Annotated in this window: 15 protein-coding genes; 11 read left to right on the top strand and 4 right to left on the bottom strand. The window is 71.5% G+C overall.

Annotated features, from left to right (window positions below; translation table 11 throughout):
• The first annotated feature begins 165 nt into the window (after nt 1–165).
• From ACFUVW_RS01195 to ACFUVW_RS01160, 8 genes are read left to right on the top strand one after another with little or no spacing between them, the layout of a single operon-like run.
• Nucleotides 166–942: a helix-turn-helix transcriptional regulator gene (locus tag ACFUVW_RS01195; RefSeq protein WP_430569516.1), complete on the top strand. Its 777-nt coding sequence runs from the start codon at nt 166–168 to the stop codon at nt 940–942.
• On the top strand, nt 939–2,399 hold the full coding sequence (gene sufB, locus ACFUVW_RS01190; protein ID WP_430569515.1) for a Fe-S cluster assembly protein SufB: 1,461 nt from the start codon (nt 939–941) through the stop codon (nt 2,397–2,399). The genes ACFUVW_RS01195 and sufB overlap by 4 nt, the downstream gene beginning before the upstream one ends.
• Nucleotide 2,400: 1 nt before the next feature.
• Nucleotides 2,401–3,618 (top strand): Fe-S cluster assembly protein SufD, encoded by a 1,218-nt coding sequence (gene sufD / locus ACFUVW_RS01185; RefSeq protein ID WP_430569514.1) that lies wholly within the window; start codon nt 2,401–2,403, stop codon nt 3,616–3,618.
• 7 nt (nt 3,619–3,625) lie between these two features.
• Nucleotides 3,626–3,973 (top strand): non-heme iron oxygenase ferredoxin subunit, encoded by a 348-nt coding sequence (locus ACFUVW_RS01180; protein WP_380316062.1) that lies wholly within the window; start codon nt 3,626–3,628, stop codon nt 3,971–3,973.
• Between the two features lie 42 nt (nt 3,974–4,015).
• Nucleotides 4,016–4,783, top strand: a complete 768-nt coding sequence (gene sufC / locus ACFUVW_RS01175; RefSeq protein WP_430569513.1) for a Fe-S cluster assembly ATPase SufC — start codon at nt 4,016–4,018, stop codon at nt 4,781–4,783.
• A 37-nt stretch (nt 4,784–4,820) separates the two neighbouring features.
• Nucleotides 4,821–6,119 (top strand): cysteine desulfurase, encoded by a 1,299-nt coding sequence (locus ACFUVW_RS01170; RefSeq protein ID WP_430569512.1) that lies wholly within the window; start codon nt 4,821–4,823, stop codon nt 6,117–6,119.
• 21 nt (nt 6,120–6,140) lie between these two features.
• On the top strand, nt 6,141–6,617 hold the full coding sequence (gene sufU / locus ACFUVW_RS01165) for a Fe-S cluster assembly sulfur transfer protein SufU (protein ID WP_430569511.1): 477 nt from the start codon (nt 6,141–6,143) through the stop codon (nt 6,615–6,617).
• A gap of 38 nt (nt 6,618–6,655) precedes the next feature.
• A complete protein-coding gene (locus ACFUVW_RS01160; protein ID WP_430569510.1) occupies nt 6,656–7,027 on the top strand; it encodes a metal-sulfur cluster assembly factor in 372 nt (123 codons plus the stop codon).
• A gap of 129 nt (nt 7,028–7,156) precedes the next feature.
• Here ACFUVW_RS01160 and ACFUVW_RS01155 read toward each other — a convergent pair whose 3' ends face one another.
• The 4 genes from ACFUVW_RS01155 to ACFUVW_RS01140 all read right to left on the bottom strand — a co-directional run bounded on the left by ACFUVW_RS01155 (nt 7,157) and on the right by ACFUVW_RS01140 (nt 12,292).
• Nucleotides 7,157–7,816 (bottom strand): CatB-related O-acetyltransferase, encoded by a 660-nt coding sequence (locus tag ACFUVW_RS01155; protein ID WP_430569509.1) that lies wholly within the window; start codon nt 7,814–7,816, stop codon nt 7,157–7,159.
• Nucleotides 7,809–10,214, bottom strand: coding sequence for a phosphoenolpyruvate synthase (gene ppsA, locus ACFUVW_RS01150; RefSeq protein ID WP_430569508.1), 2,406 nt, complete (start codon nt 10,212–10,214; stop codon nt 7,809–7,811). Before ppsA ends, ACFUVW_RS01155 begins: the two co-directional genes overlap by 8 nt.
• A gap of 48 nt (nt 10,215–10,262) precedes the next feature.
• Nucleotides 10,263–11,117, bottom strand: a complete 855-nt coding sequence (locus ACFUVW_RS01145) for a pyruvate, water dikinase regulatory protein (RefSeq protein ID WP_430569507.1) — start codon at nt 11,115–11,117, stop codon at nt 10,263–10,265.
• Between the two features lie 182 nt (nt 11,118–11,299).
• Nucleotides 11,300–12,292 carry a LacI family DNA-binding transcriptional regulator gene (locus ACFUVW_RS01140; RefSeq protein WP_430569506.1) on the bottom strand — a complete coding sequence of 331 codons (993 nt, stop codon included), beginning with the start codon at nt 12,290–12,292 and terminating at the stop codon, nt 11,300–11,302.
• A gap of 201 nt (nt 12,293–12,493) precedes the next feature.
• Between ACFUVW_RS01140 and ACFUVW_RS01135 the strand changes: the two genes are divergently transcribed.
• Genes ACFUVW_RS01135 through ACFUVW_RS01125 form a run of 3 tightly spaced genes read left to right on the top strand, consistent with a single transcriptional unit; the run spans nt 12,494 to nt 15,741 of the window.
• Nucleotides 12,494–13,432 carry a carbohydrate ABC transporter permease gene (locus ACFUVW_RS01135; protein WP_430569505.1) on the top strand — a complete coding sequence of 313 codons (939 nt, stop codon included), beginning with the start codon at nt 12,494–12,496 and terminating at the stop codon, nt 13,430–13,432.
• A 4-nt stretch (nt 13,433–13,436) separates the two neighbouring features.
• A complete protein-coding gene (locus tag ACFUVW_RS01130) occupies nt 13,437–14,351 on the top strand; it encodes a carbohydrate ABC transporter permease (RefSeq protein ID WP_430569504.1) in 915 nt (304 codons plus the stop codon).
• A gap of 49 nt (nt 14,352–14,400) precedes the next feature.
• Complete coding sequence (locus ACFUVW_RS01125) at nt 14,401–15,741, top strand: ABC transporter substrate-binding protein (RefSeq protein ID WP_430569503.1); 1,341 nt, start codon at nt 14,401–14,403, stop codon at nt 15,739–15,741.
• The last annotated feature ends 71 nt before the right edge of the window (nt 15,742–15,812 follow it).

Raw genomic sequence — 15,812 nt, 5'->3', positions numbered from 1 at the left:
CGCGACACCGGGGCCTGGAAGGGGCTCCGGTGAGGCTTGCCTTGCTTGACATCCTGGATTACGCAACAAGGATGTTCCCTATATCGACGTCGTCGCCGGTGGTCGAGGTCTGCACCAAGACCCGCCCTCCGGGGTGGTCCACGAGCCTTATGGGGGGATGAGCGCATGCCGACGAGCACGACCGACCGCACGCCCGCGCGCCGCGCCCCCGTCGGCGCCCCGGTGATCCTCGACGGCGCGCCCGAGGCCGACGGCACCACCCGCCGCCGCGTCCTGGAGCTCGTCGCCGGCGAGGGCCCCGTCACGGCGGGTGAGCTCGCCGACCGGCTCGGCCTGACCTCCGCCGCCGTGCGCCGGCACCTCGCCTGCCTCGAGGAGGACGGCACGATCGCGGTGCACGACGCCGGCCCGTCGTCCGGCCGTCGGGGCCGCCCCGCCCGCCGCTACGTCGTCAGCGCGCGCGGCCAGTCCGACCTCGCCGGCGGGTACTCCGAGCTCGCGGCGCAGGTGATGCGCTACCTGCGCGAGACGGGCGGCACGGACGCCGTCGCGCGGTTCGCCGCCGACCGGTACGACGCCGTCGTCGCGCGGTACGCCCCCCGCCTCACGGCCACCGACCCGCAGGAACGCGCGGCCCAGCTCGCCGACCTGCTCTCGGCCGACGGCTACGCCGCCTCGGTCCGCCCGGTGAGCGGCCCGCTGCTGCCCACCGTCCAGCTGTGCCAGGGCCACTGCCCGGTGCAGCACGTCGCCGAGGAGTTCACCGAGCTGTGCGAGGCCGAGGCCCGCGCGTTCTCGGAGCTGCTCGGCACCCACGTCCAACGCCTGGCGACGATCGCGGGCGGCGCGCACGCCTGCGTCACGAACGTCCCGGTCGTCACGCCCCAGAACCTCCCCACCCCGGCCCACCGCACCCGCGGCACGCAGGAAGGAACACGATGAGCGCTCCCACCCAGGACGCCGCCCAGGCGGCAGCGGAGAGCACCGAGAAGCGGTCCGATGACGAGATCATCGCCTCGATCGGTGCGTACGAGTACGGCTGGCGCGACAGCGACGCCGCGGGCGAGGCTGCGCAGCGCGGCCTCAACGAGGACGTCGTCAAGAACATCTCGGAGCTGAAGGACGAGCCCGAGTGGATGCGCAAGGCGCGCCTCAAGGCGCTGCGCCTGTTCGACAAGAAGCCCATGCCGAACTGGGGCGCCGACCTCACCGGCATCGACTTCGACCGGATCAAGTACTTCGTGCGCTCCACGGAGAAGCAGGCCGCCAGCTGGGAGGACCTGCCCGAGGACATCCGCGCCACCTACGACAAGCTCGGCATCCCGGAGGCGGAGAAGCAGCGCCTCGTGGCCGGCGTCGCCGCGCAGTACGAGTCCGAGGTCGTGTACCACCAGATCCGCGAGGACCTCGAGGCCCAGGGCGTCATCTTCGTGGACACGGACACGGGCCTGCGCGACTACCCGGAGCTGTTCCAGGAGTACTTCGGCACCGTCATCCCGGCGGGCGACAACAAGTTCGCCGCGCTGAACTCGGCCGTGTGGTCGGGCGGCTCGTTCGTCTACGTGCCGCCGGGCGTGCACGTCGAGATCCCGCTGCAGGCCTACTTCCGCATCAACACGGAGAACATGGGCCAGTTCGAGCGGACGCTGATCATCGCGGACGAGGGCTCCTACGTGCACTACGTCGAGGGCTGCACCGCGCCGATCTACTCGAGCGACTCGCTGCACTCCGCGGTCGTCGAGATCGTCGTGAAGAAGAACGCCCGCGTGCGGTACACGACCATCCAGAACTGGTCGAACAACGTGTACAACCTGGTGACCAAGCGCGCCACGGCCGCCGAGGGCGCCACCATGGAGTGGGTCGACGGCAACATCGGCTCCAAGGTGACGATGAAGTACCCGGCGATCTACCTGCTGGGCGAGCACGCCCGCGGCGAGACGCTGTCCATCGCCTTCGCGGGCGAGGGCCAGCACCAGGATGCCGGCTGCAAGATGGTGCACGCCGCGCCGCGCACGTCGTCGTCGATCGTGTCGAAGTCCGTCGCCCGCGGCGGCGGCCGCACGTCGTACCGCGGCCTGGTGCAGGTGCTCGAGGGCGCCAAGCACTCCGCGTCGACCGTGCTGTGCGACGCGCTGCTCGTCGACCAGATCTCCCGGTCCGACACCTACCCGTACGTCGACGTCCGCGAGGACGACGTGTCGATGGGGCACGAGGCGACGGTCTCGCGGGTGAGCGAGGACCAGCTGTTCTACCTCATGTCCCGAGGCATGGAGGAGACCGAGGCGATGGCCATGATCGTGCGCGGGTTCGTCGAGCCCATCGCGCGCGAGCTGCCCATGGAGTACGCGCTCGAGCTCAACCGCCTCATCGAGCTGCAGATGGAAGGGTCCGTCGGCTGAAATGACTGCTACCACTGATCTGTCCACGGATCACTCCCGCGCCGTGGCCGACGGCGCCCACTCCCACGGCGTCGTCCCGGCGGGCTCGCGCGCGGAGCGCAAGACCTCGTTCGACCTCGCCGACATCCCCGTGCCCACCGGGCGCGAGGAGGAGTGGCGGTTCTCGCCCGTCGCACGGCTCCAGCCGCTGTTCGGCGAGGAGCACGGCGCCGGCGGCGTCCTGACGACCGTCGTCGAGGCCCCCGAGGCCAAGGTCGAGATCGTCGGCAAGGACGACCCGCGCCTGGGCACCACGGGCAAGCCGGGCGACCGCACCGCCGTCACCGCGTGGAACGCGGCCGCCGAGGCGACCGTCGTCACGCTCCCGGCCGAGGCCGTCGCCAGCGACGTCACCTCCGTGCGCGTCGAGGGCGCGACCAAGGACCTCACGGCGCAGCACCTGCTGGTGCACGCCGAGCACCACGCCGAGGGCGTCGTCGTCATCGACCACCGCGGCGACGCGACCCTCAACCAGACGGTCGAGATCGTCGTCGACGAGGGCGCGCACCTCACCGTCGTCACCGTCCAGGACTGGGCGGACGGCGCCGTGCACGCCTCCAGCCACCGTGCCCGCATCGGCCGCGACGCCAAGCTCAAGCACGTCGTCGTGACCTTCGGCGGCGACGTCGTGCGCATCACGCCGGACGCCACGTTCACCGGCGAGGGCGGCGAGGTCGAGATGGTCGGCCTGTACTTCGCGGACGCGGACCAGCACCAGGAGCACCGCCTGTTCGTGGACCACGCCGTGCCGCGCTGCAAGTCGCGCGTCACCTACAAGGGCGCCCTGCAGGGCGCCGGCGCCCACGTGGTGTGGGTCGGCGACGTGCTGATCCAGGCCGAGGCCGAGGGCACCGACACGTACGAGCTCAACCGCAACCTGGTCCTCACCGACGGCGCCCGCGCCGACTCGGTGCCGAACCTGGAGATCGAGACGGGCGAGATCGAGGGCGCGGGGCACGCGTCGGCGACCGGCCGGTTCGACGACGAGCAGCTCTTCTACCTCATGGCCCGCGGCATCCCCGAGGTGGACGCGCGCCGTCTCGTCGTGCGCGGCTTCTTCGCCGAGCTGATCGAGGAGATCGGCGTGGAGTCGGTCGAGGAGCGCTTGCTCGCCTCGATCGAGGCCGAGCTGGAGAAGTCGATGAGCGTCATCACCGGCGTCGCGCCGGTCGCGGAGTGAGCCTCCGATGACCTCTCAGCTGGCCTGCATGGCCGACGACCTCGCCCCCGAGGAAGCCATGCTCGTGGAGCTCGACGGCGCGGACGGGGCCCCGGTCCCGGTCGCCGTCGTGCGCGACGCCGACGGCGGCTGGCACGCCCTCTCGGACATCTGCTCGCACGGACAGGTCTCCCTGTCCGACGGGGAGGTCGAGGGCTGCCTGGTCGAGTGCTGGCTGCACGGCTCGCAGTTCGACCTGCGCACCGGCAAGCCGGTCCAGCTCCCCGCGACGCAGCCCGTGCCGGTGTACCCGGTGACCGTGGACGGCGACCGCATCCTCGTGGACGTCGACGAGCGGCTCGCCGTCGCGTCCTGACCTGCCTCAGACTTTCGCAACACAGACCTGGAGACACGAAGCATGCCCACCCTGGAGATCCGCGACCTGCACGTCAGCGTCGAGACCAAGGAAGGCGCCAAGCCGATCCTGCGCGGCGTCGACCTGACCATCAACTCGGGCGAGACGCACGCCATCATGGGGCCGAACGGCTCGGGCAAGTCGACCCTCGCCTCGGCCCTCGCCGGCCACCCGAAGTACACGGTGACCTCGGGCACCGTCACGCTCGACGGCGAGGACGTCCTCGCGATGACCGTCGACGAGCGCGCCCGTGCCGGACTCTTCCTCGCCATGCAGTACCCGGTCGAGGTGCCCGGCGTGTCCGTGGCGAACTTCCTGCGCACCGCCAAGACCGCCATCGCCGGCGAGGCGCCCGCCCTGCGCACGTGGGGCAAGGAGGTCAAGTCCGCCATGGAGAACCTCCGCATCGACTCGACCTTCGCCGAGCGCTCGGTCAACGAGGGCTTCTCCGGCGGTGAGAAGAAGCGCCACGAGATCCTCCAGATGGAGCTCTTCAAGCCGCACTTCGCGATCCTCGACGAGACCGACTCCGGTCTCGACGTCGACGCGCTGCGCGTCGTGTCGGAAGGCGTGAACCGCGCCAAGGCGAACACCGACGTCGGCGTGCTGCTCATCACGCACTACACGCGCATCCTGCGCTACATCAAGCCGGACTTCGTGCACGTCTTCGTCGACGGCAAGATCGCCGAGGAGGGTGGCCCCGAGCTCGCGGAGCAGCTCGAGGAGAACGGCTACGACAAGTACGTCGGCACCGGCGCCACGATGGCCTGACCTCCTCTCCTCGAGGAGCAGTCACCAGGAGGACAGCATGACCACCACCGACACCGTGCGCCCGTCGCTCACCGCGGCGGAGCTCGCGGCCGTGCGGGCGGACTTCCCGCTGCTCGGGCGCACGGTGCGGGGTGGTCGGCCCCTGGTGTACCTGGACTCGGCCGCCACCTCGCAGAAGCCGAACGTGGTGCTCGAGGCCGAGGTCGACTTCTACGAGCAGCGCAACGCCGCCGTGCACCGCGGCGCGCACCAGCTCGCGGAGGAGGCGACCGAGGCGTTCGAGGACGCCCGGTCTGCCGTGGCCTCCTTCGTCGGGGCGGGCACCGACGAGATCGTCTGGACGCCGGGCGCGACGGCCGCCCTCAACCTCGTGGCCTACGCGCTCTCCAACGCGACGGCAGGCCGCGGGGGAGCGGCGGCCGAGCGGTTCCGCCTGGCGCCGGGCGACGAGATCGTCGTCACCGAGGCGGAGCACCACGCCAACCTCGTGCCGTGGCAGGAGCTGTGCGCCCGCACGGGCGCCGTCCTGCGCTGGTTCGGGGTCGACGACGAAGGGCGGATCGACCTGTCCGACGTCGCGAGCGTGGTCACCGACCGCACCCGGGTGGTGGCGTTCGGCCACGTGTCGAACGTGACCGGCGCGATCGCGCCGGTGGCCGAGCTGGTCGCGGCGGCCAAGCGGGTCGGAGCGCTCACGGTGCTCGACGCCTGCCAGTCCGTGCCGCACCTGCCCGTCGACCTGCATGCCCTGGACGTCGACTTCGCCGCCTTCAGCGCGCACAAGATGCTCGGCCCCACGGGGGTCGGGGCCCTCTACGGGCGGCGCGAGCTGCTCGAGGCCATGCCTCCGGTCACCACGGGCGGGTCGATGGTCGAGGTCGTGACCATGGACGGGACCACGTACGCCCCGCCGCCGCAGCGGTTCGAGGCGGGCACGCAGATGGTCGCCCAGGCCGTGGGCATGGGCTGCGCCGCCCAGTGGCTCGACGAGCTGGGCATGGACCGCGTGGCCGAGCACGAGCGCGAGCTCGCGGTCGAGCTGGTGCGCATCGGCGAGATCCCCGGCGTGCGGATCGTCGGCCCGGCGGACGCGCGCGACCGGCTCGCCGTCGTGTCGTTCGCGGTCGACGGCGTGCACGCGCACGACGTCGGGCAGGTGCTCGACGACAAGGGCATCGCCGTCCGCGTGGGGCACCACTGCGCGCAGCCGTTGCACCGCCGGTTCGGGGTGGCGGCGACGGCGCGCGCGTCGGCCTCCGTGTACACCACGGCCGAGGAGATCGCGGCGTTCCGGGAAGCATTGGCGGGCGTGCGAGCGTTCTTCGGTGTGGACTGACGGCAGGCGGGAAGGACGGCAGTGAGCTCGCTCGAGCAGATGTACCAGCAGGTGATCCTGGACCACGCGAAGCGCCCGCACGGGCGGGGCCTCGTGGACGCGCCCGGCGACCACCGGACCGGGGAGTCGCACCAGGTCAACCCGACCTGCGGCGACGAGATCACGCTGCGCGTGGACATCCAGGGTGACGGAGCAGGAGCCACCGTCGCCGGGGTGTCCTGGGAGGGCCAGGGCTGCTCCATCTCGCAGGCGTCCGCCTCCGTGATGACGGAGCTCGTCACCGGGCACGACCTGGCCGACGTCGCCCGCCTGGACGCCGTCTTCCACGACCTCATGGCCTCGCGGGGCAAGGGCCTGGACGACGAGGACGCGCTGGACGCCCTCGGCGACGCGAGCGCGTTCACCGGCGTCTCGCAGTACCCCGCCCGCATCAAGTGCGCGCTGCTCGGCTGGGCGGCGCTCAAGGACTCGCTGGCGCGCAGCGGCGCGCTGAGCTGAAGCCGACCCGAACCTGAGCTTGAACCTGAGAGGACACGATGACCGAGAACACGACTGACGCGGCCGCCCCGCCCGTCGCCGAGCCGGCCGCGGCCCCCACGCCCACGACGGCCGCCGACGTCGAGGAGGCGCTGCGCGACGTCATCGACCCCGAGCTGGGCATCAACGTCGTCGACCTGGGCCTCGTCTACGGCATCCAGGTGGACCAGAACAACATGTCCACCATCGACATGACGCTCACGTCGGCGGCCTGCCCGCTCACCGACGTCATCGAGGACCAGGCGGGCACCGCGCTCGAGGGCCTCGTCGACGGCTTCCGCATCAACTGGGTCTGGATGCCGCCGTGGGGCCCGGAGAAGATCACCGACGATGGCCGCGAGCAGCTTCGGATGCTGGGGTTCAACGTCTGACCGACGGCTCCGGTACCTCGAGTTGACGACGGTCTCGACCCATCTGAGGTCGAGACCTTCGTCGTATCCGCGGACGCCGTCGGGGTGCCGGCTCCTCTACCTGTAGCGGGCCGGTCTCGCGGTGCGTGGTCAGGTCGGGGGCAGTCCGCGGTGGATGGCCTCGAGCTGCGCGGGCGTGCCCGCCATGATGGTCGCCGCGTGCTCGGTGATGGTCTCGACGGGCCAGTCCCACCACCGGACGGCGAGCAGCCGTTCGACGTCGTCGGGGTCGAACCGCACGCGGATGTGCCGCGCGGGGTTGCCGGCGACGACGGCGTAGGGCTCGACGTCCTTCGTCACCACGCTGTGCGCGCCGACGACGGCTCCGTCGCCGATGGTGACGCCGGGCATGATCGTCGCCTCGCGGCCGATCCACACGTCGTTGCCGATCACGGTGTCGCCGGGCTGCTCGAGCGACAGGAAGGTCTCGAGGGTCTGCTCCGTCCACGCGCCGCCGAACATCGTGAACGGGTAGGTGGAGGGGCCGGCCATGGGGTGGTTCCCGCCCGGCATGAGGAACGTCGCCCCCGGGCCGATCGTGGTGAACCGGCCGATGAGAAGCCGCTGCGGCCCGTAGAGGTACTTGACGTTCGCCTGCTCGAACGGGGCCTCGTTCCCCTCGGTGTCGTAGTACGTGTAGTCGCCGACCGAGAGGTACGGGGAGGTGACCTCGTTGCCGAGGAACCGGACGTTGGTCAGCTCGGGCCGGGTCGAGGGCGTGAGCTCGTCGGGGGCGGGGACGTCAGGCACGCGTGCTTCCTTCCTGGGTGGTGGCCGCGAGGTCGAGCCAGGTGTCGACGACGGTGTCGGGGTTGAGGGACACGGACTCGATGCCGCGCTCGACGAGCCAGCGGGCGAGGTCGGCGTGGTCGGAGGGCCCCTGCCCGCAGATGCCGATGTACTTGCCGTGGCGGCGACAGGCGTCGATGGCGAGCCCGAGGAGCTCGCGGACCGCGGGATCGCGCTCGTCGAACGTGCCCGCGACGAGCGCGGAGTCGCGGTCGAGGCCGAGCGTGAGCTGGGTGAGGTCGTTGGACCCGATGGAGAAGCCGTCGACGTGCTCGAGGAACTCGTCGGCCAGCAGGGCGTTGGACGGCACCTCGCACATCATGACGACCTGCAGGCCGTTCTCGCCGCGCCGCAGCCCGTTCTCGGCGAGGAGCTCGACGACCCCCTCGGCCTCGGCGACGGTGCGCACGAACGGGATCATGACCCGCACGTTGGTGAGGCCGGTGTCGTCGCGCACGCGGCGCAGCGCTTCGCACTCCATGTCGAAGCACGCGCGGAAGTCGGGGGAGAGGTACCGGGACGCGCCCCGGTAGCCGATCATCGGGTTCTCCTCGTCGGGCTCGTAGAGCGTGCCGCCGAGGAGGTTGGCGTACTCGTTCGACTTGAAGTCGCTGAGGCGCACGATGACGGGCTCGGGCGCGAAGGCGGCGGCGATCGTCGACACCCCCTCGGCCACGCGCTGCACGAAGTACTCGCGCGGCGACGGGTACGCGGCGACGCGGGTCGCGACCTCGTCGCGCAGCTCGTCGGGCAGGTCGGCCGCCGGGTCGCCGGCGTCGAGGAGGGCGCGGGGGTGGATGCCGATCTGCCGGTTGATGATGAACTCGAGGCGGGCCAGCCCGACGCCGTGGTTCGGCAGCCGGGCGAAGGAGAACGCCTGGTCGGGGGTGCCGACGTTCATCATGATCTTCACGGGCGGCTCGGGCATCCGGTCGAGCTCGGTCGCCTCGTCGTCGAACGCCAGCGTCCCCTCGTACACGCGCCCCTCGTCGCCCTCGGCGCAGGAGACGGTCACCTCGCGCCCGTCCGGCAGGTCGCGCGTGGCGGAGCCGGTGCCCACGACGGCGGGGATGCCGAGCTCGCGGGCGATGATCGCGGCGTGGCAGGTGCGCCCGCCGCGGTTCGTCACGATCGCGGCGGCGCGCTTCATGATGGGCTCCCAGTCGGGGTCCGTCATGTCCGCGACGAGGACGTCGCCGGGGGCGAAGTCGTGCATCTGGTCGACCGAGGTCAGCACCCGCACGCGGCCGGCGCCGATCTTCTGCCCGATGGCGCGCCCCTCGAGCAGCACGGTGCCGCGCTCGCGGAGGGCGAAGCGGCGCACGACGTTCCCCGAGTCGCGGGACACGACCGTCTCGGGGCGTGCCTGCAGGACGTAGAGCCTCCCGTCGACGCCGTCCTTGCCCCACTCGATGTCCATGGGGCGGCCGTAGTGGTCCTCGATCACGAGGGCGACCCGTCCGAGCTCGGTGACCTCGGCGTCGGTGAGCGAGAAGCGGGCGCGCTCGCCGGGGTCGACGTCGGCGAAGACCGTGCTGCCGCCGACGTGCCGTCCGGCGGCGTAGCGCATGGCGACGGCCTTCTCGCCGAGGGACCGCTTGAGGACGGCGGGTCGTCCGGCGCGCAGCGCGGGCTTGTAGACGTAGAACTCGTCCGGGTTGACCGCGCCCTGCACCACGGCCTCCCCGAGCCCGTAGGAGCTGGTGACGAAGACCGCCTGGTCGAAGCCGGACTCGGTGTCGACGGTGAACATGACGCCGGAGGCGCCGACGTCGGAGCGCACCATCCGCTGCACCCCGGCCGACAGGGCGACGTCGTGCTGGTCGAACCCGTGGTGCGCCCGGTAGGCGATCGCCCGGTCGTTGTACAGGGAGGCGAAGACGGACCGCACGGCGTGCAGCACGTTGTCGATGCCGCCGATGTTGAGGAACGTCTCCTGCTGCCCGGCGAACGACGCGTCGGGCAGGTCCTCGGCCGTGGCGCTCGAGCGCACCGCCCACGTCACCCGCTCCGGGTCGGCGTCCTCGGTCATCAGCTTCGCGAACGCCGCGCGCACGTCCGCCTCGACGTCGGCCGGGAACGGCTGGTGCTCGACCCAGCCGCGCACCGCGGACCCCACCCGCGCGAGCTCGGCGACGTCGTCCGTGTCCAGGCCCTCCACGGCGGCGCGGATGCGCCCGGCGAGGTCGTCGTGCTCGAGGAACCGGCGGTAGGCCTCGGCCGTCGTGGCGAACCCGGGCGGCACGCGGACGCCGGCGCCGGCGAGCCGGGACACCATCTCGCCCAGGGAGGCGTTCTTGCCGCCGACCCGGGGCAGGTCGTCCATGCCGATCTCGTCGAACCAGAGAATGTGGGCCATCGTCGGTCCCTTCGTGGTGCGGATCGTGGGTACGGATCGCAGTCGTCGTCAGCCGCGCAGCTTCATGGTCTGCAGGATGACGGCGGCCATCTCCTCGACGCTCTTGGTGGAGGAGTTGAGGAACGGCACGCGCGTGCGCCGGTAGAGGTCCTCGGCCTGGCGCAGCTCGAGCCGGCACTGGGCGAGGCTGGCGTACTGCGAGTTCGGGCGCCGCTCGTGCCGCACCTGGCTCAGGCGCAGCGGCGTCGTGGTGAGGCCGAAGCACCGCTCGGCGTACGGGGCGACGACGGGCGGCAGGCCGTCCGTCGGGAAGTCGTCCTCGGTCAGCGGGTAGTTCGCGACGAGGAGGCCGTGCTGCAGCGCGAGGTACATCGTGGTGGGGGTCTTGCCGCAGCGCGACGGCGCAATGATCACGACGTCGGCGAGGTCGAGCGCGCGCCGGCTCTGCCCGTCGTCGTGCTCGATGGCGTACTCGACCGCGCGCATGCGGGCGAAGTACCGTTCCAGGTCGCCGACGCCGTGGGACGGCACGAGCTGCTCGCTGGACGTCGTGCCCAGGGCCTGCTCGAGCTCGACGAGGTGTCCGCCGAGCAGGTCGATGAGGACGCCGCGCGACCGGTCGAGCTCCTCGCGGACCGCCGGCGCCCGCACCGTGGTGAACACGATCGGCCCCAGCCCGTCCTCCGCGGACCGGTCGATCTCGGCGACCAGGGCGCGTGCGGCGCGGTCGCTGTCGACGAACGGGACGGTGTGGCGGCGGAACGCGACCGCCGGGAAGTTCACGAGGAGCGCGCCACCGAGCGTCTCCGCCGTGATGCCCGTGCCGTCGGAGACGAAGTACACCGCGCGCTCGCCCGACGGCGGCGTGCCGGCCTCCTCGCCGGCCGCCCGGTGTGCTGTCATCCGCGGTCACCTCCGGGTCCAGGATCACGTCGTTCGGGCTGCGCGGCCCGGCGAGCGGGGCGGGCGTCCGGCCGCACCCTACTCCCCGGGATGTGGAGCGCGTTCGGCTTTCGGCGACAGGGCGGCGATCGCCGTCGCGCACGCCGCCCGCACCGGTGGCCGGCGGCGGGGCGCGGGCCGGGTCACCCCTGGCTCGGGGCCGTGCCGGTGCTCTCGCGCACGACGAGCCGCACGGGCACGGTCTCGTGCGTGCCGCTCAGGTCGACGTCGTCGCGCACCTGGCGCAGCAGCAGGTCGACGAGGCTGCTGCCGATGCGCGCGAAGTCCTGCTCCACGGTGGTCAGCGGCGGCCACAGGTGCTCGGCGAGGGTGATCCCGTCGAAGCCGACGACGGACACGTCGTCGGGCACGCGGCGCCCGGCCTCGTGCAGGGCGTGCAGCACGCCGGCCGCGGTCTCGTCGTTGGCGCAGAACACGGCGGTGACGTCGGGGTCGGCGGCGAGCTCGCGGCCGACGGCGTAGCCGGTCCGAGCGGTCCAGTCGCCGTGCAGCGGCTCGGGCACGGGCCGGCCTGCCGCCTCGAGCGTGGCGCGCCAGGCGTCGATGCGGCTGCGCGCGGGCAGGGAGTCGTCCGGGCCGGCCACATGGTGGACGGTGCGGTGGCCGAGGTCCAGCAGGTGCTGCACGGCGAGGCGCGAGCCCTCGGCCTGGTCGGCGCGCACGGCGGGGTGCGTGCCGACGAAGCGCGAGTCGGAGACGACGACGGGCAGCTGCGCCGGCAGGGCCAGCGTGTCGGGGGTCGCGGACTCGGCGCGCACGATGACGAGCCCGTCGATCGCCTGGTGGGAGAGACGTGTGACCGCCGCGGAGACGTCGTCCGGCGAGGGGCTCTCGACGTCGACGATGGTGACGGTGTAGCCCTCCGCCCGGGCGGCCTCGACGACGGCCTCGACGGTGCGCGACTCGCCCGTGCGGGCCAGCTGGTGGGCGATGACACCGAGGGTGCGGAAGCTGCCGTACCGCAGCGCCCGGGCCGCGGTGTTGGGGGCGTAGCCCAGCTCGGCCATGGCGGCGAGCACGCGGTCGCGGGTCGCGGGCCTGACGTTGTCGAGGCCCATCGAGACGCGGGAGACGGTCTGCGAGGACACGCCCGCGAGCGCCGCGACCTCGGCCATCGAGGGCGCCGAACGAGGGCGCCCCCGCCCTCGGGCCTGCGCGCCGGGTGCGCCGTTCGTCCCCACCGTCCCCGCCTCTCCTGTGGTCCCCGGGTTGCTCTGCCGGCATCGAGGGCTTGACATCCCCGTCACCTCGCGACACTCTAATGGCCGCTGGATGTTTACGTAAACATCCAGCCCGTCCCCCCTGGGAGTTGCTTCGTGACCGCTGACGCTCCGGCAGCCTTGCCACCCACCGTGCCGCCCACCGAGTCCGCCGTTCCCGTCGCGCGCCGCAGCCGCCGGCGCTGGACGGGATGGATGTTCGTGGGCCCCTTCATGCTGGTGTTCGCGCTTGTGTTCCTGGCACCGATCGCCTACTCGCTGTACCTGTCCGTGTTCCGCACGCAGATGGTCGGCGGCACCACGTTCGTCGGGCTCGAGAACTACGCGCAGGCGCTGGAGGACCCGCAGTTCTGGGAGGGCCTCGGCCGCGTCAGCCTGTTCCTGCTGGTGCAGGTGCCGATCATGCTCGGCCTCGCGCTGCTGGTCGCCCTCGCGATCGACAGCGGGCGGCTGTACGGCAAGAACTTCTTCCGGATCTCGATCTTCATGCCCTATGCGGTGCCCGCCGTCGTGGCCGCCCTCATGTGGGGCTTCATGTACGGCACGCGCTTCGGCCTGGTCGGCAACATCAACGACGCCCTCGGCGTCAGCCTGCCGAACCCCCTGTCGCCGGACCTCGTCCTGGCGTCGATCGGCAACATCGTCACCTGGGAGTTCGTCGGCTACAACATGCTGATCTTCTACTCCGCGCTGCGGGTGGTGCCGCACTCGCTGTACGAGGCGGCGGAGATCGACGGCGCCGGCCAGTGGCGCGTCATCGGCTCCATCAAGCTGCCCGCCATCCGCGGAGCGCTCGTCATCGCCACGATCTTCTCGATCATCGGCAGCTTCCAGCTGTTCAACGAGCCCAGCATCCTGCAGTCGCTCGCCCCGAACGCCATCACGACGTCGTACACGCCCAACCTGTACGCCTACTCGCTGTCGTTCTCCGGCCAGCAGTACAACTACTCCGCGACCGTGGCCATCATCATGGGCCTGATCACCATGGTGATCGCCTACGTGGTGCAGCTGCGCGGCATGCGCAAGGAGCCGTGACCCCGTGTCGACGCTGACCGCCACCCCCGCCCGCCCCGCCGTACGGCTACGCGCCCCGCGCCGCCCCTCGGTGGCCCGGCCCCGCCGCAGCCCGCTGCTCACGGTGCTCACCGCCGTCGTGCTGGTGTACTCCTTGGTGCCGCTGGCCTGGCTGCTGATCAACGCCACCAAGACGCAGGAGGACCTGTTCTCCTCGTTCGGCCTGTGGTTCGGCGACTCGTTCTCCCTGTGGGACAACATCGTCACCACGCTGACCTACGACGACGGCGTCTTCGTGCGGTGGTTCGGCAACACCGTGCTGTACGTCGTGGTGGGCGCCGGGGGAGCGACGTTCCTCGCCATCCTGGGCGGCTACGCCCTCGCGAAGTTGGACTTCCCCGGCAAGCGCGGGGTGTTCGCCCTCGTCATCGGCGCCGTCGCGGTGCCGGGCACCGCGCTCGCCGTCCCGACCTTCCTCATGTTCAGCCAGCTCGGCCTGACGAACACGCCGTGGGCCGTGATCATCCCGTCGCTGATCTCGCCGTTCGGGCTGTACCTCATGTGGACCTTCGCCGCCGAGGCCATTCCCGGCGAGCTGCTCGAGGCCGCCCGGATCGACGGGGCGGGGGAGTTCCGCACCTTCTTCCGCGTGAGTCTGCCGCTGCTCGCGCCCGGGATCGTCACCGTGCTGCTGTTCACGATGGTCGCGACCTGGAACAACTACTTCCTGCCGCTGATCATGCTGCGTGACTCGTCCTGGTACCCCCTGACGCTGGGCCTCAACGCCTGGAACGCGCAGGCCGCCACCGCCGGCGGCGAGGCGATCTTCAACCTCGTCATCACCGGCGCGCTGCTCACGATCCTGCCGCTCGTCGCCGCCTTCCTGCTGCTGCAGCGCTACTGGCAGTCCGGCCTGGCCGCCGGGTCCGTCAAGGAATGAACCCCGAATCTCCCCGCGTATCCCCGTCTGACGATGAAGTGAGGACCCCATGAACGCACGATCCCGCCACCTGGCACGCGGTACCGCCCTTGCCGGCGTGCTGGCCCTCGGCCTGGCCGCCTGCGCCTCGGGCGAGGACGCAGGGACGGGCGGCGACGCCACGCCCGTCGACACCGCCGCCGCCCTCGAGGAGGGCGGTGAGATCACCGTCTGGGCATGGGAGCCCACCCTCGAGGACGTCGTCACCGAGTTCGAGGAGAAGTACCCGAACGTCACGGTGAACCTGGAGAACGTCGGCACGTCCAACGACCAGTACACGGCGCTGCAGAACGCGATCGCGGCCGGCGACGGCGTGCCCGACGTCGCGCAGATCGAGTACTTCGCGGTGCCGCAGTTCGCCATCTCGGAGGCGCTGACCAACCTCGGCCCGCTCGGTGCGGACGAGCTGGACGGGACGTTCAGCACCGGCCCGTGGAACTCCGTGCACAGCGGCGACGGCGTCTACGGCCTGCCCATGGACTCCGGCCCGATGGCCCTCTTCTACAACGAGGAGGTCTTCGACAAGTACGGCGTGGACGTGCCGACCACGTGGGACGAGTACCTCGAGGCCGCGCGGACCATCCACGAGAAGGACCCGAAGGCGTACATCGCCAACGACATCGGCGACGCCGGCTTCACCACCAGCATGATCTGGCAGGCCGGCGGCCAGCCGTTCCAGGTGGACGGCACGGACGTGACGATCGACCTCGCCGGCGACGAGGGCACCCAGAAGTTCACCGAGGTGTGGCAGCAGCTGATCGACGAGGAGTTGCTCGCCCCCGTCGGCTCGTGGAGCGACGAGTGGTACCAGGGCCTCGGGAACGGCACGATCGCCACGCTGACGATCGGCGCGTGGATGCCCGCCAACCTGGAGTCCGGCGTCCCGCAGGGCAAGGGCAAGTGGCGCGTGGCCGAGATGCCGCAGTGGGAGGCCGGGCAGCACGCCACGTCGGAGAACGGCGGCTCGTCGCTGACCGTGCCCGCCGCCAGCGAGAACGCCGAGCTCGCCTACGCCTTCGTGGACTACGCCACGAACGGGGACGGCGTGCAGACCCGCCTCGACGGCGGCGCGTTCCCCGCCACCACCGCCGACCTCGAGTCGGAGGAGTTCCGCGGCGCCGAGTCCGAGTACTTCGGCGGCCAGAAGATCAACGAGGTGCTCGCCGACTCCGCCGCGAACGTCGTCGAGGGCTGGCAGTACCTGCCCTTCCAGGTCTACGCGAACTCCGTCTTCAACGACACGGTGGGCCAGGCGTACGTCTCCGGCACCACGCTGACCGACGGCCTCGCCGCGTGGCAGGAGCAGTCCGCCACGTACGGCAACGGCCAGGGCTTCACCGTCAACAAGTGAGCCCGTCCGCATGACCCCGGCGGCGGGGCGCCCCGCCGCCCCGCCGCCGCACCGCACCTCGTCGAAAGGCC

Source organism: Isoptericola sp. NPDC057391 (assembly GCF_042668085.1).
Lineage (GTDB): Bacteria > Actinomycetota > Actinomycetes > Actinomycetales > Cellulomonadaceae > Isoptericola.
This window is presented reverse-complemented; position numbering and strand designations above follow the sequence as displayed.